Source organism: Variovorax sp. RA8, assembly GCF_901827175.1.
In the GTDB taxonomy this organism is placed as follows: Bacteria; Pseudomonadota; Gammaproteobacteria; order Burkholderiales; family Burkholderiaceae_C; genus Variovorax.
The window spans coordinates 3,518,541-3,539,169 of the sequence record NZ_LR594662.1 but is presented as its reverse complement, the minus strand read 5'-3'; the positions used below and the strand labels follow the sequence as shown (position 1 = coordinate 3,539,169).

Below are 20,629 nucleotides of genomic sequence, written 5' to 3'. Positions count from 1 at the left end.
TCTCTGTCACGCAGCCCCCAAAAAGGAGACTTCGATAATGATCCACACACCTATCAAACGACGCACCGTATTGCTCGGCAGCATGCTGCTCGGCGCCGGCGTCAGCGCCTTTGCCAACACGGGCACCTGGCCTGCGCGCCCCATCCGCCTGGTGGTTGCCGGTTCAGCCGGCGCAGGCGGCGATACCTTCGCCCGCCTGATCGCGGAGCCCCTGTCGAAGGTGCTGAAGCAGCCGGTGGTGGTGGAGCCCAAGGCCGGCGCCAATGGCCTGATTGCATGCGACACGGTGGCCAAGGCGGCGGGTGACGGCTACACGCTGCTGTTTGCCCCGTCGTCCGCCATTCTCATCAACCCGGTGATCCACCCGAAGCTTCCGTACGACGCCGAAAAGGACCTGGTGCCGATCACGCAGGTGGGCGCGGCGGGCATCCTGCTGGTGGCAAACCCGAGCATGGGTTTCAAGAACCTGGCGGACATGGTGGCCTATGCCAAGGCCAACCCCGGCAAGCTCGCCTACGGCTCCTGGGGCACTGGCTCGTCCGGCCACCTGGCCATGGAAGGCATCAAGGCGCACTACGGGCTCGACATGCCCCATGCGCCGTACAAGACGCTCGTCACCGAGGTGACGGACTTGATCGCGAACAACATCAGCGTGGGCTTCACGGATATCCAGTCCCCTCTTCAGCACATGCGCAGTGGCCGGCTGGTGGGACTGGGCCAGACGGGTTCGCAACGCTGGCCTGCCACGCAGGACCTGCCCACGCTGGCGGAACAGGGCTACAAGTTCGAAGCCGACGGCTGGTACGGCGTGTTCGCCCCGGCAGGAACGCCGGTGGAAATCATCGATCGGCTCAACGCGGAGATCAACCGCCTGCAGAAGAGCGACGAGGTGCGACAGAAGATCGAAGGGCAGAACATGATCGTGCCCCCGGCGCGGTCTGCCAAGCAGTTCGCGGCGTCGATCAAGAAGGACGCTGCCATCTGGCAGGGGCTGGCGAAGACGACGGACCTGAAGGACAAGTAAGCGGCTGGGCGCTCGCGCCGCGCGGACGATGGACCGGGGCCCAAGGCCCCGGTTTTTTTGGCGCATGCAGCATGGGAGTCCCGCAGTGCGGCGGCATCCCGCACTTTTTTGCAGGACTGAATCACGCTCCTTCCATATTCCCGAAGGAAGAGTCCAACCGGAGAATTCCCTTCATCGCACATCCACCCATTCGACTCGGAGAAAACATGGAATTCGGCGTATTCATCCTGGCGCAGCAACGTGGCTATCACCAGAGTTCGCAGCAAGTCATCCAGCACTCGATCGAGCAGACCGTGGTCGCCGAGCAGGCCGGCTTCAACACGGCCTGGTACGCCGAGCATCACTTCAACAACTACTCGCTCTCGCCGTCGCCGCTGATGATGATCGCGCACATGGCGGCCAGGACCCAGCGCATCCGTCTCGGCTCTGCCGTCTGCATTCTTCCGCTGTACCACCCGGCACGCTTCCTGGCCGAAGTGGGCTTCGTCGACACGGTGTCGAATGGCCGCCTGGAGCTCGGCATCGGCTCGGGCTACCAGGAGTTCGAGTTCGAACGCTTCGGGGTGAAGATCGAGGACTCGGGCGCGATCTACAACGAGTTCCTGGACATCATTCCCAAGGGCCTGACCCAGAAGCTCGTGGAATACGACGGCAAGTTTCTCAAGCTGCCGCCCAGTTCCATCGCCGTGCGCCCGTTGCAAGACCCGATGCCTCCGCTGTGGATCACCTCGGGCAACCCCGTGACGCTGGGGCGCGGCGTGCGCGAAGGGCACAACCTCTTCGTGACGGCACTTCTCAACGGCACGGACGCCATCGTGTCGCTGCGTGACCGCCTGGAGAAGGTGGCGCAGGACAACGGCGCCGATCTCGATGAAGACGTGAAATTCGGCTTCCTGCGCTGTGCGTTTGCTTCCGACAAGCAGTCCGAGATCGACGCCTACCTGGACAACGCCCGCTTCCAGCGCCGCATCTCGGAAAGCCTCAAGTTCCGCCGCGCGCAATCCGACGACGGCTACATGGTCAAGGAAGTGCCGTCGCCGACGGACCCGAGCTTCGAGCAACTGCGCAGGAACCTGCCCGTGGGCTCGGTCAACCAGGTGATCGACAAGATGCTGGAAGAGATCAGCATCCTGCGCCCCAAGCACATCGCGCTGCAGACCCAGCTGGGTGACTTCGACCAGAAGACCATGCTGCGCCAGATCGAGCTGTGGGGCGAGAAGATCATCCCGGCCATCCGCAGGGAAGTCGAGTCGATGAACGCCGTGGCGGCCTGAAGAAGCGTTTCCGAATGGCCTCTTCCAACGCTTTCGACAGCCACGCCTTGCAGGGCAGGGTGGCCGTGGTCACCGGCGCCTGCGGAGGTCTCGGCCTCGCCATCTGCGAGCATCTTCGCGCCATCGGCGCGCAGGTGGTGCAGGCCGACATCAGCTATCCGGCTGCGCCCACCGAAGCCGATGGCTTGCTGGCTTTGCACTGCGATATCTCCGATCCCGCTTCGATCGCCGCGATGGCCGAGCTGACGCGTTCGCGCTTCGGTCGTTGCGACGTGCTGGTGAACAACGCAGCCATCACTTCGTCGCCCGTGGCGCTCGAGGACTTCCCGATCGACTTGTGGGACCGCATCTTCCATGTGAACCTGCGCGGCGCCTTGCTGTGCGCGCAGGCATTGGTGCCGATGATGTTCGACCAGGAGGCCGGCAGCATCATCAACGTGGCGTCGATCGCGGCCCAGGTGTCCACACGGGTCGGCGCCTACGGGCCGACCAAGGCCGCCATGCGGGCGCTGACCCATCAGATGGCTGTGGAATGGGGGCCGCGCGGCATCCGGGCGAACTCCGTCAGCCCCGGCATGATCAGAACGCCGTTGTCGGAGGTGCATTACCGCGACGAGGCCGTGCTGAAGACCCGCACCTCCAGGATTCCTGCTCGGCGCATCGGCGTCCCCGCGGACATCGCGGGCGCCGTCTCCTTCCTGGCCAGCGATGCGTCCACGTACATCAACGGGCAGGACATCGTGGTCGATGGCGGATTCCTGAAGGCCTCCCTGGCCAACGTCTACAACAACGCACCGTGAGCCACACCATGGAATCGCCAAAGCGCCTGCAGAACGTGTTCGTGGTGGCCGAGCGGCCTGCCGAACTCCATGCCTTCTACGAATCGGCGCTGGGGCTGCAGCTCAAGTTCCGCGACAAGGATCGTTGGATCCAGTACGGGGTGGGCAACACCAGCGTCGCCCTCGCTTGCCGCGAAGAAGCGCTGCCTGCGACGTCCGGCGTCGTCATGGTGTTCGAAGTCGCCGACTTCGCCGCCGCTGAGCGCGTGGCGGCGGCGGGCGGCGAGGTACTCGGCACGCGGGACATGGGCTCGCACGGCGCGGTGCTGTCGCTGCGCGACCCCGAGGGCAACATCGTTCAACTCTTCATGCGCCAGGGGACGAAGACACCATGAGCCATCCGACGCCGCACATCGATGCCATCGACCCCAAGCTGTTTCGCCAGTTGCTGGGCTGTTTCCCGACCGGAGTGGCCGTCATCACGACCAATGCCGCCGACGGGCGGCCCGCGGGGCTGACCTGCAACTCGTTCAGCTCGGTCTCGCTCGAGCCGCCCCTGGTGCTCTTCAGCCTGCGCAAGGCAAGCAGCCTGCTGCGCGCGTTCGTGGAGGCCGATACCTTTGCCATCAACATCCTGTCGCAGAGTCAGGACGTGCTGTCCGCGAGATTTGCATCGAGCAAGATTGCCGACAAGTTCGAGGGCGTGGCCTGGCGCCCGGGCCCGCTCGGGACGCCGCTGATCGACGACTGCCTTGCCAGCTTCGAGTGCCGTGTGCACGCGCGCCACGAGGCTGGCGACCACGAGATCTTCATCGGCGAGGTGAAGCACATGGCCACCGGTTCGGCCGACCATGCACTGGTGTTCTACAAGGGCGCCTACATGATGCTGGCCGAGTCGCTGCGCAAGCTGGTGCTGGGGGGACAACTCGGCACGGTCGACATCGACGAGGCCTACCGCGCGCTCTACGGCACGCTGCTTCGGCTGGCCTGCGAACGGGCTTCCGATGCGGAGGTCGACGTGATCGAAGCCGCCGCGGACGAGATCGAGCAGCACCAGGGCAAGGACGCGCTTGCGCGGCGCATCGAGGCCACGGCGCGCTTCTTCTCGTCGATTGCGCTGGCCGGCCACAACGAGGCGCTGCGGCTCATGGCGCAGACGATGACCACCGTGTTGCGCGAGCGCATGACGCACGTGATCCCGGCGCGCCCGAGGCCCGACGCGTTCCCGCTTCGGCGCAGGGTGGTGCAGTGCCTGCGGGCCAGGGATGCCGAAGGCGCTGTCAACGCGCTGGACGAGCTGATCGCGACCTTGCGCAAGGACAGTGGCGAGCACGACGAGGGGGGCGTCGCGCTGGCGCCGGCCAAAGGCTGAATTGTCGATGCCGCCCGGCGGCGGCCGCGACGAGGCGCTATTGCGCGCTGCATTCCTACGCAGCGCGAAGCGTGGTCCGACATCGTCCGTGAGCCGCCGTCATAGCCTGCAAGTCCCACTTCGGTTGAGGACCACGCAGGAGATCGGCATATGTACCCACGTGACGACGACGATGCACGCCGCCGCGGCGGCTCCGGGACGGTGCGCGACTGGCGCGACGATGACGAACGGCGCAGCGGCTGGCCGGGCCGCGGCCAGCGCGGCGGCAAGGGCTCCGAGCCCAAGCAGCAGGGCTGAGCTCCCCGGCATGCCATGGGCAACGGCGGGCGCGACGACCACGGTGCGATCCGCGCGATCCGCGCCGCCGCGTGCCCGCTCGGCACCTCGCCGCACTGCCATGCGGCGCTGCTCTTTGCCATTGCGGACGCTCGCTTCGTGCTCCTGGGAGAGGCCTCGCACGGGACTGACGACTTCTACCGCGAGCGTGCCGCGATCACGAAGCGGCTGATCGAGGACAAGGCCTTCGCGGCGGTCGCGGTCGAGGCCGACTGGCCGGACGCCCTGCGGGTCGATCGCTTCGTTCGTGGCCTGTCCGACGATTCGAGCGCGCTGCAGGCGCTCGGCGATTTCCAGCGCTTCCCGGCCTGGATGTGGCGCAACCAGCCGGTGCGCGAGTTCGTCGACTGGCTGCGCGCCTTCAACCAGGGGAGACCCCCGCAGGAGCGGGTCGGCTTCTACGGCATCGATCTCTACAGCCTCTATACGTCGATCGGCTCGGTGCTCGAATACCTGGACCGGGTCGATCCTGAGGCCGCCCGGCGGGCGCGCAACCGCTATGGGTGCTTCGATCATTTCGGCGAGGACACGCAGGCCTATGGGCAGGCTGCCGCCTTCGACCTGAGCGCGAGTTGCGAGGATGCGGCGGTGGCGCAGCTGATGGAGCTGCGCGAGGCGAAGGTCCAGGCCGGCGCCGACGCACCTTTCCATGCCGAGCAGAACGCGCGGCTGGTGCGCAACGCCGAGCACTACTACCGCACCATGTTCAAGGGCCGCGTGGCCTCCTGGAACCTGAGGGACCGGCACATGGCGCAGACCCTGGAAGCGCTCCACGTGCACCTGAGCGCGCAGCGGTCGAGGCCCGCCCGCATTGCGGTCTGGGCCCACAACTCGCACCTGGGCGATGCGCGCGCCACGGAGATGGCGGACATCGGCGAACTCAACGTGGGCCAGCTGATGCGCGAGCGCTACGGGCCGCAGTGCTTCAACGTCGGCTTCACCACCGCCTCCGGCGAAGTCACGGCTGCTTCGGCCTGGGACCGGGACGCGGAGCGCAAGCGCGTCAACCCGCCGCTGGCAGGCAGCATCGAGGCGCTGCTGCACGAAACCGAGCTCGGTCGTTTTGCCTTGATCCTGCGCAACAACGAAGTGCTCGCCGAGGCGCTGCGCGGCGCGCGGCTGCAGCGTGCCATCGGGGTGATCTATGCACCGGCGACGGAGCGGCAGAGCCACTATTTCGAGGCACGCGTCGCCGAGCAGTTCGACGCCCTGGTCCACCTGGACCAGACCTCGGCGCTGGAGTCGCTGGAATAGCTGGCAGGTACGGAGCCCGTCCTGCTTCCTACCGCTGCGGCGCTGCCTGGCCAGCCGGCTGCACGATGGTCGCGCGGCCGTCGCGCGATGTGGTCGCATCCGAGCCGCTGGAGGGGGCGGCCCCGGGCGGTGCGACGATCGTGGCGCGTCCGTCCGCCGAGGGCTGGGGCACTTCAGCCGGCGGGCCGCCGCGGGCGCGATCGAGCGCAATGCCGGCAGCGCGGATGCAGGCTTCACGCGCCGGTGCGGCCAGGGTGCCGTTGTTGCACGCCGCAATCTCGCGCTCGTAGCGGCGCTGGAGTGCGTCGGGGGCCGGCTGGGCCGCCGCGGCGAAGGCCGTCGCGAGGCCGGCGCAAAGGAAGAAGGAACGGGGCAGCTGGGAAGACTTCACGGTGTTCTCCGTCGCAGGGCTCCCGCAGCCTCGCATGGAGCGCGCCCGGGTGTTGTGCGCGGGTTCAGCGAAGGCGGGTAGGCGAAGGGCGTGCCTGCTAGCGCGGCCGATGCGGCGCCGCGTACCACCGCCAGAGCCCGCCGAGGATCAGCAGCGCGCCCAGCCATTGCAGCCAACGGGGCCACGCCGGCGCCTTGCGCAAGACCTCCAGGTCGCGCACGAACAGGGTTTCGCACGCACCGTTGCCGGTGTCCTCGCGCGTCAGCGAGGTGCCGCGCGTGAAGGCAAAGCCCGCGTCGTGGCTGTAGCTCGCGAGCTGCCCGCGCAGGCGAACCTGGTCGCCGACGCGCAGTCCGCGAAGGCGCCGGGCGACAGCCGCGCTGTCGGTCAGCAGGTGGTTGTTGGACAGCGACCTGAGGTATTCCGGCCGCCATACCGAGGCGTCCTTGCTGCTCACGTAGCAAACAAATTGGCCGCTCGAGAAGGACATCTTTTCGTAGGCACCGTCGGCGGCATTGGCGCCCCAGATCAGGCAGAGGTCCACCACGTTGAGGTGGTCGTTGCTCGCCGCGTGAATCCAGTCCCACCAGGCCTCGGCGTCGTGCCGGCTGACGACCAGTCCGGCGATGTCGTAGTCGGCGGCCGGTGCGATCCGATAGTCGACGCCGCCGACGTGCGTGGCGAAGGCCGGTTGTGCGGCCGCCGTCTGGACCGGATCCGCATGCGTGGCCGGCAGAAGCAGGGGGCGCGCGGGCAGGCGCGCGTCGAACGCGAAGCCCAGCGCCAGGGCGGCCGCGCCCAGCAGCAGGAGCGTTCGTGCCGCGGACACCTTCTCAGTGGCCGGCCGGCTGTTCGCGCGCCAGCGGCGGCGGCCCCTCCGGCGCATCGGCCGGGTCGGGCTGGCGCCCGCGCATGCGCGCCACCATCCGATGCAGCCAGTGCTCGATGTCGTCGACGTAGGTGAACACGGCCGGCACCACCAGCAGGCTCAGCACCGTGGAGGTGATCAGCCCGCCGATCACCGCCATCGCCATCGGCGCGCGGAAGCTGGAGTCGGCCGCGCTCAGGCCGAAGGCGATGGGCGCCATGCCCGCGCCCATGGCCAGCGTGGTCATGATGATCGGCCGCGCGCGCTTGTGGCAGGCGTCGCGCAGTGCGTCCCAGCGGGTCATGCCCGCGACGGCCGGTCGGCCGTCGCTTCCATCGTGCCCGCGCCGCGCCACGATCGCATACTCCACCAGCAGGATCGAGTTCTTGGTGGCCACGCCCATCAGCATGATGAACCCGATCATCGAGGGCATGGACAGCGCCTGCTGCCCCAGCAGCAGCCCGATGAAGGCCCCACCCAGCGCGAGCGGCAACGCGCACAGGATGGTGACCGGGTGCAGGAAGTCCTTGAACAGCAGCACCAGCACGATGTAGATGCACAGCACGCCGGTCAGCATCGCCAGGCCGAAGCTGGCGAACAGCTCGCCCATCATCTCGGCATCGCCCACCTCCGCCACGCGCACGCCGGGCGGCAGGTTGCGCACCGACGGCAGCGCTTCCACTGCCGTCTTGGCATCGCCGAGCCCGACGCCCGAGAGTTCGATCTCGAAGTTGACGTTGCGCGAGCGGTCGTAGCGGTCGATCACCGCCGGACCGCCTTCCATCGTCAGCGTGGCGACCTGGCTCAGCATGACCGGGCCTCGCGCGCCGGGGACGGTCAGGCGCTCCAGCAGCGACAGGTCCTGCCGCGCCGAGTCCTCCAGCTTGACCACGATCGGCACCTGGCGCTGTGCCAGGTTGAGCTTGGCCAGCGCCTGGTCGTAGTCGCCCAGCGTGGCCACGCGCAGGGTCTCGGCGATGGCCGAGCTGGTGACGCCCAGGTCGGCGGCGCGGGCGAAGTCGGGCCGCACCGCGATCTCGGGGCGGATCAGGCTGGCGGTGGAGGTGATGTTGCCCAGGCCGGGGATGGTGCGCAGGTCCTTCTCGACCGCGCGCGCCGCGGCCGTGAGCGTGTGCGGCTCCTCGCCGGTCAGCACCAGGATGTATTTCTCGCCCGAGCCGCCGAGGCCGACGGTCGTGCGCACGCCGGGCAGGGTTTCGAGTGTCTTGCGGATGTTGTTCTCGATGCCCTGCTTGCGCGGCCGGTCGCCGCGGTCGGCCAGTTTGATGGTGAGCGTGGCCTTGCGCGTCTCCGGCGTGCCGAAACTGGCGAAGGGATCGCCGCCCGCGCTGCCGCCGCCCACGGTGGTGTAGACGCTCTTGACATGGTCCACCGCCATCACCCGCTGTCGAGTTTCCTCGGCCATCGCCAGCGTCTGGGCCAGCGTCGCGCCCGGCGGCAGCGAGAGGTAGACCTGCGTCTGCGAGTTGTCGTCGGCCGGGATGAAGCCGGTCTTGAGCAGCGGGATCAGCGCGATCGAGCCGAAGAAGAAGAGGGTGGCCAGCACCATGGTGGTGAAGCGGTGCCGCAGGCTGCGCTCGGCCAGGCGCATGTAGAAGCTGAGCCAGCGCGGTTCCTTCTCGGCGCCGACCAGGGGCTTCAGGATGTAGGCGGCCATCATCGGCGTGAGCATCCGCGCCACCACCAGCGAGGCGAAGACCGCGAGCGAGGCGGTCCACCCGAACTGCTTGAAGAACTTGCCGGCCACGCCGCTCATGAAGGCCGTGGGCAGGAACACCGCGATCAGCGTGAAGGTGGTGGCGATCACCGCCAGGCCGATCTCGTCGGCCGCCTCCATCGCCGCCTGGTAGGGCGTCTTTCCCATGCGCAGGTGGCGCACGATGTTCTCCACCTCCACGATCGCGTCGTCCACCAGGATACCTACCACGAGCGACAGCGCCAGCAGCGTGACGACGTTGATCGAGAAGCCCAGCAGGTACATCCCGACGAAGGCCGGGATCGCCGACATCGGCAGCGCGACGGCCGATACGAAGGTGGCGCGCCAGTCGCGCAGGAACAGCCAGACCACGATCACCGCCAGCAGGGCGCCTTCGTAGAGCAGGTGAAGCGAGCCGTCGTATTCCTCCTGCACCGGGTCGACGAAGTTGAAGGCCTCGGTGAGCTGGATGTCGGGATGCTGCGCACGCAGCTCGGCCAGGGCCTTCTGCACCGCGCCGCCGACCTCGACCTCGCTGGCGCCGCGGCTGCGCGCGACCTCGAAGCCGACCACCGGCTTGCCGTCGAGCAGGGCGGCGGCGCGCGGCTCGGCAATGGTGTCGGAGACGCGCGCCACCTGGTCGAGCCGGATGCTGCGGCCGTCCGACAGCGGGATCTGCATGTCGCGCAGCTCCTCGGCCGAGCGCACGGTGGCCAGCGTGCGCACCGGCTGCTCGCTGCCGCCGAGGTCGGTGCGCCCGCCGGCGCTCTCGGTCTGCACCTGGCGCAGCTGGCGCGAGATGTCGGCCGCGGTCGCCCCCAGCGACTGCAGCCTGCCCGGGTCGAGGTCGACGTGGATCTGGCGCGTGACGCCGCCCACCCGGTTGACCGCGCCCACCCCGCTGATGGCCAGCAGCTTCTTGGTCACGGTGTCGTCGACGAACCAGCTCAGCGCCTCCGGGTCCATGCGCGAGGAGGCGATGGTGAAGGCCAGCACCGGCTGGGCCGCGAAGTCCAGCTTGTTGATGACCGGGTCGCGCACGTCCGCCGGCAGGTCGGCGCGCACGCGCTGCACCGCCGAGCGCACGTCGTCGACCGCTTCCTGCACCGGCTTCTCGAGGCGGAACTCGACGATCAGCGTGGCGGCGCCGTCCTGCACCTTGGTCGTGATGTGCTTGAGGCCCTGGACAGTGGCGATCGAGTTTTCGATCTTGCGCGCTACGTCGTTCTCCAGCTGCGAGGGCGCCGCGCCCGGCAGCGCGACCGAGACGGTCACCGTGGGCAGGTCGATGTCGGGGAAGTTCTGGACCTTCATCGCGTTGAAGGACAGCAGCCCGGCAAAGGTGAGCAGCACGAACAGCATCACCGCGGGGATGGGGTTGCGGATGGACCAGGCTGAGACGTTCATCAGGGCGCACTCCGCTTCGCCGGCAGCGCATCCACCACCCGCACCAGGTCGCCGTCGTTCAGGAAGCCCGCGCCCTGGACCACGACGCGCGCATCGTCCGGCAGCTTGGTGGTGATCTCGACGCGGTCGCCCACGCGGCGGCCGGTTTCGACCTTCAGCTGCGCGACGCGGTTGTCGGGCTGGAGCAGGAGCAGGTGGTTGAAGCCGTCGCGCGGCACGACGGCCGCCTGCGGCACGGTCAGCGCGCTGCTGCGGCCGAGCTGGAACTCGCCGCGCGCGAACATGCCCGCCTTGACGGCGCTCGTCTGTTGGACGCCCGGAATGTCGACGTAGACCAACGCATTGCGCGTCTGCGGATCCACCGTCGGCGCGATGCTTCGCACCTTGCCCTCGACCTGGGCGCCGCTGGCGCTGACGATCACGGCCGGGGTGCCGACGGCGACCCGGCTGAGCTCGGCCGAGGTCACCTCGGCGCGCCACTCGAGGCGGCCCTGGCGGATCAACCGGAACAGCTCGGTGCCGGCGCTGAGCACGCTGCCCACGGTGGCGGTGCGCGACGAGATCACGCCGTCGTCGGGCGCCAGCACCTGGGTATTGCGGCCGCGCACCTGCTGCGCGGCCAGCACGGCCTCGGCCGCCTCGACGCGCGCCTTGGCGGTCTGCTCCGCCGTCTGGTACTGGTTGATCTGCTGCTGGCTCAGGGCGCCGGTCGCCTGCAGGGTTCGGGCCCGCGCGGCGTTGCCGGCAGCGTCGGCCGCCGTGGCCCTGGCTTCGGCCAGCGAGGCGCGGGCCTGGGCCACATCGGCCTGCACGGTCTCTTGCGAGAAGGTGGCGAGCACCTGGCCCTTCTTCACCGTATCGCCCACGTTGACGCGCACTTCGGCCAGGCGCAGCCCGGTCGACTCGGAGCCGATGCTTGCCTCCTGCCATGCCGCGACATTGCCGTTGGCGGCCAGCGTGATCGTGAGCTCGCTGGTCTCGGGCTTGGCCACCGTCACGGTGAGCGCGGGCCTCGGCTGGGCGGCGGCTTCTTTCGGCTTGGCGGCGCCTTGCTCCGCCGGCTTGCCGCGCGAGAACAGGAAGGCGGCGGCCGCGAGCAGCAGCACCAGTACGGCCGCGATGACGAGGAGGGTGGAACGCTTCATTCTTGTCATGGGATCTGCTTCGCTGGCTTCGCGATCGAGGAGGTTCTTGTGGTGGCGTCGGTGCCCGGCCGGGACCAGCCGCCGCCGGTGGTGCGGTAGAGCGCGACCCAGGCCTCGGCGCGCTCGCGCTGCAGCGAGACACGCGCGGTCTGCGCCGCGAACAGCGTGCGGCGCGAGTCTTCCAGCTCGAACAGGCTGGCCAGCCCGCTCTGGTAGCGCGCGCTGGTGGCATCGAAGGAGGCCTGGTAGTTCTGCACGGCGGCGTCGGCGTCGCCGGCGCGCTGGTCGGTGCTCTGCAGGTTGATCAGGGCCTCCTCGACCTCTCGCACCGCCTGGCGCACGTTGCTGCGGTAGAGCGCGACGGCTTCGTCGTAGCGGGCCCGCGCGGCGTCCACATTGGCGGCCAGGGTGCCGCCGTCGAAGATCGGCACGGACAGCGCCACCGGGCCGATGCTCCAGGTGTCGACCGTCTCACGCAAGCCGCTGGTGCGGAACTGCAGCCGGCCGATGGAGCCCTGCAGGGTCAGGCGCGGGAAGCGCTGCGCCAGCGCGGCGCCGGCCTCGGCGCTGGCAGAGGCCACGCCGAGCTCGGCCGCATACACGTCGGGCCGCTGGGCCAGGACCTCGGCAGGCACGCTGCCGACAGGGTGCACGGCCGGCAGCGTGCGCTCGATCGGCGCGGCGTCCAGCCGGGCCTGCAGCGCGGGAGCATCGATGCCGGTGAGCGCGACCAGCGATTGCTGCAGCAGGGCGCACTGGGCGCGCTGCTGGGTCAGCCTGGCCGAGGCATCGGAGGCGCCGGCGCGCGCCAGCGCGGCATCGGCGGGCGCGGTGAAGCCGGCGCGTGCCGACAGGTCGTTGAGGCGTGCGGTCTCGGCACGCGACTGTGTGTCGGCGATGGCTACGACGAGCTGGCGCCGGCAGGCGCGCTCCCCGAAATAGGCGTTGGCCGTCTCGGCCGCCACCGAGACCCGCGCCTCGTGCCACTTGGCGTCGGCGCTGTCGAGCCGGGCCTGGCTGGCGTCGCGGTTGGCGCGCAGGCCGCCGAACAGGTCGACCTCCCAGTTCGACTGCAGGCCGGCCTGCAGGGTGGTGATCGCCGGGATCGACGTGCTCGCCGAGCTGGTGCCAGTGCTGCCGGTGCCGCCCAGGCCGCCGAAGCCGCTGGTGGGCGAGTTGCTGCGGCTGGCCGAGGCATTGGCGCCGAGGTTGGGCGCCAGCGCCGCGCCGGCAGCCACGCGCGAGGCCCGCGCCTCGGCGATGCGCGCGGCGGCGCTGGCCACGTTGGGGCTGGCGGCCTGGGCCGCGTCGATCAGCTCGACCAGCAGCGGATCGTCGAGCTGTCGCCACCAGTCGGCCAGCATGGGCAGCGAGCCGCCGTGCGGCAATGGCGTGCTCCAGTGGGCGGGCGTACGTGCCGTGACCTTCTCGGGCGGGCGCGGGAGCGTGCAGGCCGAGAGCGCCAGAGAGAGCGCGAATGGAAGCGCGAAGCAGAGCGCGCGAAGCCGGGAGTTCCTCATGAGGTTCCGCTAAAAGTGGCGTGGCTGGCGATCGGGTAGGTCGCGTCGCTGGGCCGGATGCAGCCGGGTTGGCCGGGCAAGCCGCGCAGCATAACAAGACTGGGCGCGCCAGCGTTCAAGCCCCTACTGCGGATCGAAAAGCCCTGCATCGTATCCGGTTGCGGAGGCGCCATTGATGACGTTCGAGGCGTCCATTGATGCAGGAGCTAGGATCGCGCCATGTCAGCCATCACCGCGCCTACCGCCGCACTGCCGCTCGATGCCGAAGGCATCCTGGCGCTGGCAGCGCGCTCGATGTTTCATCTTTTTTCCAGCATCAGCCAGGGCATGTTCCTGGTCGACCGCAGCGGCCGCATCGTCTGGGTCAACGAGGGCTACCGCCGCTTCCTGCCGGCGCTGGGCTTTTCCTCGATCGACCAGTTCCTCGGCCATCCGGTGGAGGAGGTGGTGCCCAACACGCTGATGAACCGCGTGCTGGAGACCGGCGAGCCGATCCTGATCGACCTGCTCACCAACAAGGCCGGCACCTTCGTGGTCAGCCGCATCCCGCTGCGGGAGGAGCGCGAGGACGGCGCGGCCGGTGCGGTGATCGGCGCCATCGGCATCGTGCTCTTCGACCACCCCGAGGACACGCTGCAGCCGCTGATCAGCAAGTTCGCGCTGCTGCAGCGCGACCTCGACGACGCGCGGCGCGAGCTCGCGAGCCAGCGTAACAACCCGCTCTGGCAGCAGTCGGCGGACGGCCAGCGGCGCTCCAAGTACACCTTCGCCAGCTTCATCGGCGCCAGTCCGGCGGCAGTGGAGGTCAAGCGCCATGCGCGGCGCGCGGCGCAGTCCTCCAGCCCGGTGCTGCTGCTGGGCGAGACCGGCACCGGCAAGGAACTGCTGGCGCACGCGATCCATGCCGCCTCTGCCCGGGCCCGCAACGCCTTCGTCAGCGTGAACATCGCGGCCGTGCCCGACACGCTGCTGGAGGCCGAGTTCTTCGGCGTCGCCCCCGGCGCCTACACCGGCGCCGACCGCAAGGCGCGCGAGGGCAAGTTCAAGCTGGCCGACGGCGGCACGCTCTTCCTCGACGAGATCGGCGACATGCCGTTGCCGCTGCAGGCCAAGCTGCTGCGCGCGCTGCAGGAGGGCGAAATCGAGCCGCTGGGCTCCAACAAGCTGGTGCCCTTCGACGCGCGCGTGATCGCCGCCACCTCGCGCGACCTGCCCGCGCTGGTGCGGGAAGGGCGCTTCCGGGAGGATCTGTATTACCGCCTCAACGTGCTGCCGGTGCGCGTGCCGCCGCTGCGCGAGCGGCGCGCCGACATCCCCGCGCTGGTGGAGGCGCTGGGCGAGGACATGGCGCTGCGCAGCGGCGAGGCGCCGCCCGAGCTGATGCCCGACGCGCTGGCGCTGCTGGCCGCGCAGCACTGGCGCGGCAACATCCGCGAGCTGCGCAACGTGCTGGAGCAGGTCACCATGCGCAGCGACTCGCAGCGCATCGACGCGGCGCAGCTGGAGCGCATCCTGCGCGAGACCGGGCAGGAGAAGATCGCCGCGGCAGACCCGCTGCAGCCGGCGCCGGGCCGGGCCGCGGGCGACGACAAGGCCCTGCTGCTGCGCCCGCTGGCCGAGCAGGTCGCCGAGCTGGAGCGCAAGGCCATTGCCGCGGCGATGGCGGCGACGGGGGGCAACAAGCTGGCGGCGTCGCGGCTGCTGAAGATCTCGCGCGCGACGCTCTACGAGCGGCTGGACGGCCGGGACTGAGTGCTGGTTGCGCCTTCGGGTGCGCCGCGGCTTGCGTGAGCCTGTAGATAGAGCCGCATAGCAGGCGCGAGGTCCAGTCAATCCCCTGATCGGGTGATCTCTGGTCGCAGTACAGTGCCGCCCGGGCGCCTGTAAAGCGCACCTTAAGAATCAGCAGCGATATTCCAGATCGGCCAGCCTTCGAATCAGTTTGTGTTGATTCGGAGCCGGCATTTCTGGACAGGGAGTCACAAGAATCTTGAAAGAAGAACAGGCCGTTTTCGGCAGCCTGCGGGTTGCGTCCGCCGAAGTCATTGGCGTATTGGTCGCCAGTTCGGCGGTTCATCTGCTGCTGGTGATCCCGACGCTCATCACGCTGCAAATCTACGATCGAGTGCTGACCAGCCGACGCGGTGAAACCCTGGTCATGCTGTTGTTCGTGCCCGCGCCCACCAGCAGGCCGAACAGGCGCGTTGGTTGAGCGAGCAGTTGTCGCAGATCCAGCGCGAGATCGCGACCCAGGGCGAACTGATCGCCACGACCGAATCGGCCTTGAAACTCGCCCAGCACGACCTTGCCGCCAACGAGAAGCTCAAGGCCGATGGATTCATCAGTGACGCGAGACTGAGTGAACTCCAGCGCGTCGTGGCCGACTACCGCGCCCGCGTGCAGGCCAGTCAGAGCCAACTGGCACAGGCGCGCCAAAAGGAAGCGGACATCCGTCTCAAGCTCTCGGCCCAGAAGACCGAATTCGCGCGAGCCGCGGCGGACGAGCTGAAAGACGTGACCGCTCAACTGGCGCAGACCGAGCAGGCGCTGCGTCCGGCGCTCGATGCGCAGACGCGGCAGCGGCTCGTGGCCCCGGTCACCGGAGAGGTGGTGGACCTGAAGGCGCACACCGTCGGCGCCGCCATCGGGCCGCGCGAGCCGGTGATGGACATCGTGCCGGCCGGCTCGGAGCTGATCATCGAGGCGCGCATCGCGCCGACGGACATCCGGGACGTACAGCGTGTGCAAGCCAGCGCAGGCGTCGCGCACGTGATGCTCACCGCCTACCGCGCCCGCTCCACGCCACAGGTCGAGGGGCGGCTTAGCTATGTGGGCGCCGACCGGTTGACCGACCCTCGTTCGGCCAATCCAGGTGCGCCGTACTACGTGGCGCACGTCACCGTGAGTCCTGAAGCGCTGCAGGCTGCGAGCAAGCTGGCCGGCCAGCCGCTGGTGCTCTCGCCCGGCATGCAGGCGGAGGTGTTCATTCCCACGGGGGAGCGCAGTGCGTAGCGCTATCTGTTCGATCCGCTGCTGGATGGGATTCGGCGGAGCATGCGGGAGCGGTGAGGCAGGAGGCAGGAAGTCGATCGATGCAACATCTCACCAAGAATGATCTGAAAGCCTGGGTCACTGCTGTGACCCATCCACTCGCTTCATCCGGCAGCCTGATCGCTTGGGTGGAAGGGCCGCTGCGAGAGTTCTTCCCGTTCGAGGGCGTTGTGCTTGGGCATGGCGAGCTCGTCGCGGGGCAGCTCATGGTCACACACATGCTTGCTACGGGCCACGATGAAGCCTACCTGCGGCAGATCGCGACTACTTTCGAATTGAGCCAGCGTGCGTCGTTGGCGTGGTGGTTCTCGACCCGCCGGCCCTTCTACATCGATCCGAACAATCCACCCCCCTATGCGAGCACCTTCGAGCTCGACGAGATTGAACGCTTCGGCCTCGGCAACGTGGCGGGGCACGGCGTGCTCAACGTCAGGGCCAACGCAGGAACCTATTTCGGCTTCGCCGGTGTCAGGACGCCGCTGAGCGACTGGCACCTCGAAGCGCTGACGCTGATCGCGCCGGTGCTCAATGACCTGATGCTGTCGCAAATCGCACTCGAGCAGCGTCCCGCGACGAACCGGCTCGATTCATTGACGCCGAGGCAGAAGGAGATCGTGCGGCAGCTTGCCGCCGGCAAGAGCAACAAGGCGATCGCGCTGTCGGTGGGGATCACGGAAAAGAGCGTTCGCAATCAATTGGCAAAGGTCTATGCGCGCTTGGGTGTGAACAAGAGGACGGAGCTCATCGCCTTGCTCAAGTAGAGGGACATTTGACATCTATGCACTGCGCAGGGTCTGCGCGAACATTCGCCCCCATCAGCCGCTGCAATGAATGGGGAGCACTTCATGAGTCAACCGGGCGTCACGGTATTCGCCGACTACACACGCTGGCTTCGCGCAGCCGCAGCGGGCTTGCTGTGGGCGCTGGCCTTGGCGCTGCCTGGCTGCTGGGTTATCCCGCCGAAGGTGCTGACCACTCCGAACAACCCGGTACCGGTGGCGAAGCACTTTCCGTCGGCGCTGCTGGCCGAGCCCATTCAGCTGCGCGAGGGGTACACCCATGTGACGCAGCCTTTCACGATCAAAGCGCCCAACGAACGATGGTCTACGTCGCTGGGATTCGTTGCAGCCAACGGCGCACTTACCGTTCAGAAAAGACTCGTCGGTGGATCCGACATGTGTTGGACCAATGGTCCAGACGAAGCGATGCGCCCACGAACATGCAAGAACAAAACCCCAGGTTTTCATCTACGTTGGGAATTGCTGAGAGAAGACGGCGTTGTCGTCGTACAACGTGAGCGAGACAACCTCGCCAAGCGTGGCGGTGGAACTTACAGCGCGAATGCCATCACTCGCACCCTGTCGGGATTTTCGAACCAGCGCCCTGGCGCCTACCGTCTTCGTATCACCGTTCTGCGCGATGCGAAGGAGCTTGACTACCTGAGGCCCCACATCCTCATCGATCGACCATTCTTCAGTTTCGATGGCAATTGAGTAGCAATCGAACTCCTTCACATCTACCAGCCCGCCAAAGAGGAACACACCATGGAAGAACCGAGCGTCACGATGCCATCAAGCATGCGCTTGATGCGTTTGCGCATCACGAGCCATCGCTGGCTTCGCGTAGCTGCGGCGAGCGTGCTGTGCGCAATCGCTCTGGCGCTTCCCGGCTGCTGGATCAGCCCGCCGAAGGTGCTGACCACACCGGACAACCCGGTGCCAGTGGCGAGGCACTTTCCGTCGGCGCTGCTGGCAGAGCCCATCCAGCTGCGGATGGGATACACCCACACGACACAGCCTTTCACGATCAAGGGGCCTGACGAACGGTGGACTGTGGCGATCGGATTCGTAAGGAATGATCAAGGCGTGTCATTGGAAGAGAAACTGAAAGGTGCCTCCAACACTTGCTTGATTGAGACGCTTAGACCGCCCAAGTTCTGTCGCGATGCATCTCCGGGCTTCAATCTGCAATGGGAACTCTTGCGAGAGGATGGGGCTGTTGCGAGTCGACATGCGCTCGACAGTCTGAGCGAACGAAGTGGAGGAACCTACTCTGGCGCAGCCATTACCCGCACCTTGTCGGGATTCCGCGATCAGCCTCCAGGTCAGTATCGATTGCGCGTCTCTGTATTACGCGATGCAAAGGAACTTGATCTTCTGAAGCCTCATATTCTCATTGATCGACCCTTCTTTAGTTCAAGAGCGATCGAATAGTCAATCGAGATTCCTGAAAAAACTGCCAAACTACCAAAAGGAAGCACACCATGGGACAACCGAGCGTTACAGTCTTCGTCGACAATGTCGGCACGCCGCATACCTTCATCAAAGTTGACGACGGCAATGGGCACGTTGACTATTACGGATTCGCACCCAGCACTCCCGGTGACCCGCATGGTTCCGGGAAAGTTGGAGAGGGCTTGACGACACATGCGCGTGGTGATCGCGACAACAGCCGCGCCGGGTATATCGATGACGTAGGCTGGAGTAAGACGATCTCCATCGACAACGAGCAGTACGATGCAATAAATAGTGCGGTGGACGTGTGGAAGGCTGCCGATCACACCTACAACGGCCTCGCCACCCTGGGTGGTGAGAACTGCACGACCTTTGTCCAGAGCGTTCTGCAAGCTGGTGGCGTGACGGGAATCACCACATCGCGCACTTCGCTTCCGATCAACTTGATTCCGGCAGCCGAACGCAGGACACTTTTCGACACCGATGCGGACGGTCGCCGATCACCCTCCGATGCACTGACAGACCCACTGCACACGCCAGGTACCCCGGCCCACGAGTACAAGCAAAGCCATCCGGAGCTTTTCGAAACACCGCCAAACAGCACGCCCACCAAGGACCCCACCCATTCCGAACTGCGTCTGAACAACGACGGCAGCTTCACCGAGACGATTCGGGGCGAGGGCGACAACGCCGCGGATACCCAAACGAACGAATACAACGCCGACGGCGTGGCCACGCGCTCGACACAGGTCGATGGTGCAGGAAACGATGCCGACTATGCGAGCCGCACCGCGGCCTTTGACACCCTGGGCCGCATCGATTCGCTCGACGTGCGCCGCGACGACGGCACTCGCGACATGACGAACTACGACCAAAACAGCACGCAGGCCTGGAGCCGTATCGAGTCGCGCTTGGACGCCCAGGGTCGCGAAGACTACGCCAATGTCTTTATCGACGATGGCAACCGCACGTTCTATGACTACGACCAGACCAACGTCCGCGGCGACCGCACGTGGCAGACGCATGTCGATGCTCAAGGTCGTACCGACTGGACCTACGTCACCCAGGACGACGGCAGCACGGACTGGACGGACTACGACCAGACCAACACGCGTGGTGATCGCACTTGGCAGACGCATTTCGATGTTCAGGCTCGCACCGATTGGACGTACGCCACCCTGGACGACGGCAGCACGGACTGGACCGACTACGACCAGAACAACGAGCGCGGAGACAGCACAACGCAGATGCGCTTCGATGCGCAAGGCCGTACCGACTGGGCTGATGTGATCCACGACGACGGCAGTCGCGACTGGACCGACTACGACCAGAACAACGAGCGCGGGGACAGCACAACGCAGATGCACTTCGACGCCCAGGGCCGTACCGACTGGACTGATGTGGTCCAGGACGACGGCAGCCGCGACTGGACGGACTATGACCAGACCAACGCGCGCGGCGACAGCATCTCGCAGACCCATACGGATGCTCTGGGCCGTACCGACTGGACCTATGTCACTCTGGATGACGGTAGCCGCAACTGGACCGACTACGACCAGAATAACGAGCGCGCCGACCGCATCTGGGAAAACCTCACGGATGCGCAGGGGCGCGAAGACTGGGCGAGGGTCACCCACGATGACGGCGGCGTCCATTGGGTCGACTACGACCAGACCCACCAGCGCGCCGACCGCATCTGGGAGAACTTCACGGATGCGCAGGGGCGCGAGGACTGGGCCAATATCACCATGGACGATGGCAGCCGCAATACGTATGACTATGACCAGAACGGCTCGCAGCGTTGGTCTCGTATCGAATCGCACTTCGGAGCGAACGGTCGAGCCGAGTATGCAACCACCTATTTCGATGACGGCTCACGCGTCGTGGTTGATCACGACTACTACAACTTTGGAGACCATAAGATTGTTCAATATGACGCGCTCGGTCGCGGTCATCTCGTCGGCTCGATGATGGACCGCTTTCCCGGGTTGGTATTCCCGCCAGCGGGTGGCGTAATGGCGTTCGACGGCACGGTGCTGGCAACTCCACAGAACCCGAATTCGCCCGGTACCTCCAGCGCTGCGTGGATTCCTACGGACACGGGCGCCATCTGCGGAATCATCGAGACCCCGTGGGGAACATACGTCGACTGCGCCTGATTGCAAGGTCGCCCCTTGGCCCCGGGGCTGATTCAACTGTCGAGTTTGGGCCCTGGAAAACCCTGACTGAGAAACATGCAATTGCCTGAAATCAAGGC

Annotated in this window: 19 protein-coding genes; 14 read left to right on the top strand and 5 right to left on the bottom strand. The window is 67.0% G+C overall.

The features are described 5' to 3' along the window. Window positions 1-37 precede the first annotated feature (37 nt). The 7 genes from E5P3_RS16535 (at window position 38) to E5P3_RS16505 (ending at window position 6,039) form a co-directional block, all read left to right on the top strand. Complete coding sequence (locus E5P3_RS16535) at window positions 38-1,024, top strand: Bug family tripartite tricarboxylate transporter substrate binding protein (RefSeq protein WP_162586963.1); 987 nt, start codon at window positions 38-40, stop codon at window positions 1,022-1,024. A gap of 206 nt (window positions 1,025-1,230) precedes the next feature. Further along, window positions 1,231-2,298, top strand: coding sequence for an LLM class flavin-dependent oxidoreductase (locus E5P3_RS16530; RefSeq protein ID WP_162586962.1), 1,068 nt, complete (start codon window positions 1,231-1,233; stop codon window positions 2,296-2,298). Between the two features lie 14 nt (window positions 2,299-2,312). After that, window positions 2,313-3,098: an SDR family NAD(P)-dependent oxidoreductase gene (locus E5P3_RS16525; RefSeq protein ID WP_162586961.1), complete on the top strand. Its 786-nt coding sequence runs from the start codon at window positions 2,313-2,315 to the stop codon at window positions 3,096-3,098. Window positions 3,099-3,106: 8 nt separating this feature from the next. Next, entirely contained in the window at window positions 3,107-3,472 is a 366-nt protein-coding gene (locus E5P3_RS16520; RefSeq protein ID WP_162586960.1) for a VOC family protein, read from the top strand. Further along, a complete protein-coding gene (locus E5P3_RS16515; RefSeq protein WP_162586959.1) occupies window positions 3,469-4,449 on the top strand; it encodes a flavin reductase in 981 nt (326 codons plus the stop codon). The genes E5P3_RS16520 and E5P3_RS16515 overlap by 4 nt, the downstream gene beginning before the upstream one ends. Window positions 4,450-4,599: 150 nt before the next feature. Further along, complete coding sequence (locus tag E5P3_RS16510; protein WP_162586958.1) at window positions 4,600-4,746, top strand: hypothetical protein; 147 nt, start codon at window positions 4,600-4,602, stop codon at window positions 4,744-4,746. A gap of 15 nt (window positions 4,747-4,761) precedes the next feature. Beyond that, the gene (locus tag E5P3_RS16505; protein ID WP_162586957.1) at window positions 4,762-6,039 is read left to right on the top strand and encodes an erythromycin esterase family protein; all 1,278 of its coding nucleotides are present in this window, start codon (window positions 4,762-4,764) and stop codon (window positions 6,037-6,039) included. A 28-nt stretch (window positions 6,040-6,067) separates the two neighbouring features. On the opposite strand, the gene E5P3_RS16500 is transcribed toward E5P3_RS16505, so the two are convergent. The 5 genes from E5P3_RS16500 to E5P3_RS16480 all read right to left on the bottom strand — a co-directional run bounded on the left by E5P3_RS16500 (window position 6,068) and on the right by E5P3_RS16480 (window position 13,087). Beyond that, window positions 6,068-6,430 (bottom strand): hypothetical protein, encoded by a 363-nt coding sequence (locus E5P3_RS16500; protein WP_162586956.1) that lies wholly within the window; start codon window positions 6,428-6,430, stop codon window positions 6,068-6,070. 97 nt (window positions 6,431-6,527) lie between these two features. Beyond that, window positions 6,528-7,259, bottom strand: coding sequence for a hypothetical protein (locus tag E5P3_RS16495; protein WP_162586955.1), 732 nt, complete (start codon window positions 7,257-7,259; stop codon window positions 6,528-6,530). Window positions 7,260-7,263: 4 nt separating this feature from the next. Beyond that, window positions 7,264-10,422 (bottom strand): efflux RND transporter permease subunit, encoded by a 3,159-nt coding sequence (locus tag E5P3_RS16490; protein ID WP_162586954.1) that lies wholly within the window; start codon window positions 10,420-10,422, stop codon window positions 7,264-7,266. Further along, complete coding sequence (locus E5P3_RS16485; RefSeq protein WP_162586953.1) at window positions 10,422-11,576, bottom strand: efflux RND transporter periplasmic adaptor subunit; 1,155 nt, start codon at window positions 11,574-11,576, stop codon at window positions 10,422-10,424. Before E5P3_RS16485 ends, E5P3_RS16490 begins: the two co-directional genes overlap by 1 nt. Beyond that, window positions 11,573-13,087: an efflux transporter outer membrane subunit gene (locus tag E5P3_RS16480; protein ID WP_162586952.1), complete on the bottom strand. Its 1,515-nt coding sequence runs from the start codon at window positions 13,085-13,087 to the stop codon at window positions 11,573-11,575. Before E5P3_RS16480 ends, E5P3_RS16485 begins: the two co-directional genes overlap by 4 nt. A gap of 219 nt (window positions 13,088-13,306) precedes the next feature. Here E5P3_RS16480 and E5P3_RS16475 point away from each other — a divergent pair, with 219 nt between their 5' ends. From E5P3_RS16475 to E5P3_RS16445, 7 genes are all read left to right on the top strand, one after another. Next, window positions 13,307-14,839: a sigma-54 interaction domain-containing protein gene (locus E5P3_RS16475; RefSeq protein ID WP_162586951.1), complete on the top strand. Its 1,533-nt coding sequence runs from the start codon at window positions 13,307-13,309 to the stop codon at window positions 14,837-14,839. A 238-nt stretch (window positions 14,840-15,077) separates the two neighbouring features. Continuing rightward, window positions 15,078-15,299 (top strand): hypothetical protein, encoded by a 222-nt coding sequence (locus E5P3_RS16470; protein ID WP_162586950.1) that lies wholly within the window; start codon window positions 15,078-15,080, stop codon window positions 15,297-15,299. Next, the gene (locus E5P3_RS16465; RefSeq protein ID WP_162586949.1) at window positions 15,296-16,099 is read left to right on the top strand and encodes an HlyD family efflux transporter periplasmic adaptor subunit; all 804 of its coding nucleotides are present in this window, start codon (window positions 15,296-15,298) and stop codon (window positions 16,097-16,099) included. Before E5P3_RS16470 ends, E5P3_RS16465 begins: the two co-directional genes overlap by 4 nt. A gap of 80 nt (window positions 16,100-16,179) precedes the next feature. Beyond that, window positions 16,180-16,899 carry a helix-turn-helix transcriptional regulator gene (locus E5P3_RS16460; RefSeq protein WP_162586948.1) on the top strand — a complete coding sequence of 240 codons (720 nt, stop codon included), beginning with the start codon at window positions 16,180-16,182 and terminating at the stop codon, window positions 16,897-16,899. A gap of 84 nt (window positions 16,900-16,983) precedes the next feature. Beyond that, entirely contained in the window at window positions 16,984-17,631 is a 648-nt protein-coding gene (locus E5P3_RS16455) for a hypothetical protein (RefSeq protein WP_162586947.1), read from the top strand. Between the two features lie 51 nt (window positions 17,632-17,682). Further along, window positions 17,683-18,351, top strand: a complete 669-nt coding sequence (locus tag E5P3_RS16450; protein WP_162586946.1) for a hypothetical protein — start codon at window positions 17,683-17,685, stop codon at window positions 18,349-18,351. Window positions 18,352-18,401: 50 nt separating this feature from the next. Continuing rightward, window positions 18,402-20,531 carry a hypothetical protein gene (locus E5P3_RS16445; RefSeq protein ID WP_162586945.1) on the top strand — a complete coding sequence of 710 codons (2,130 nt, stop codon included), beginning with the start codon at window positions 18,402-18,404 and terminating at the stop codon, window positions 20,529-20,531. Window positions 20,532-20,629 lie beyond the last annotated feature (98 nt).

Coding starts and splice junctions, on each gene's coding strand:
- E5P3_RS16520 (WP_162586960.1), top strand. CDS start 3,107: ATGGAATCGCCAAAGCGCCTGCAGAACGTGTTCGTGGTGGCCGAGCGG.
- E5P3_RS16505 (WP_162586957.1), top strand. CDS start 4,762: ATGGGCAACGGCGGGCGCGACGACCACGGTGCGATCCGCGCGATCCGC.
- E5P3_RS16530 (WP_162586962.1), top strand. CDS start 1,231: ATGGAATTCGGCGTATTCATCCTGGCGCAGCAACGTGGCTATCACCAG.
- E5P3_RS16525 (WP_162586961.1), top strand. CDS start 2,313: ATGGCCTCTTCCAACGCTTTCGACAGCCACGCCTTGCAGGGCAGGGTG.
- E5P3_RS16485 (WP_162586953.1), bottom strand. CDS start 11,576: ATGACAAGAATGAAGCGTTCCACCCTCCTCGTCATCGCGGCCGTACTG.
- E5P3_RS16510 (WP_162586958.1), top strand. CDS start 4,600: ATGTACCCACGTGACGACGACGATGCACGCCGCCGCGGCGGCTCCGGG.
- E5P3_RS16490 (WP_162586954.1), bottom strand. CDS start 10,422: ATGAACGTCTCAGCCTGGTCCATCCGCAACCCCATCCCCGCGGTGATG.
- E5P3_RS16535 (WP_162586963.1), top strand. CDS start 38: ATGATCCACACACCTATCAAACGACGCACCGTATTGCTCGGCAGCATG.
- E5P3_RS16460 (WP_162586948.1), top strand. CDS start 16,180: ATGCAACATCTCACCAAGAATGATCTGAAAGCCTGGGTCACTGCTGTG.
- E5P3_RS16450 (WP_162586946.1), top strand. CDS start 17,683: ATGGAAGAACCGAGCGTCACGATGCCATCAAGCATGCGCTTGATGCGT.
- E5P3_RS16445 (WP_162586945.1), top strand. CDS start 18,402: ATGGGACAACCGAGCGTTACAGTCTTCGTCGACAATGTCGGCACGCCG.
- E5P3_RS16515 (WP_162586959.1), top strand. CDS start 3,469: ATGAGCCATCCGACGCCGCACATCGATGCCATCGACCCCAAGCTGTTT.
- E5P3_RS16480 (WP_162586952.1), bottom strand. CDS start 13,087: ATGAGGAACTCCCGGCTTCGCGCGCTCTGCTTCGCGCTTCCATTCGCG.
- E5P3_RS16455 (WP_162586947.1), top strand. CDS start 16,984: ATGAGTCAACCGGGCGTCACGGTATTCGCCGACTACACACGCTGGCTT.
- E5P3_RS16475 (WP_162586951.1), top strand. CDS start 13,307: ATGTCAGCCATCACCGCGCCTACCGCCGCACTGCCGCTCGATGCCGAA.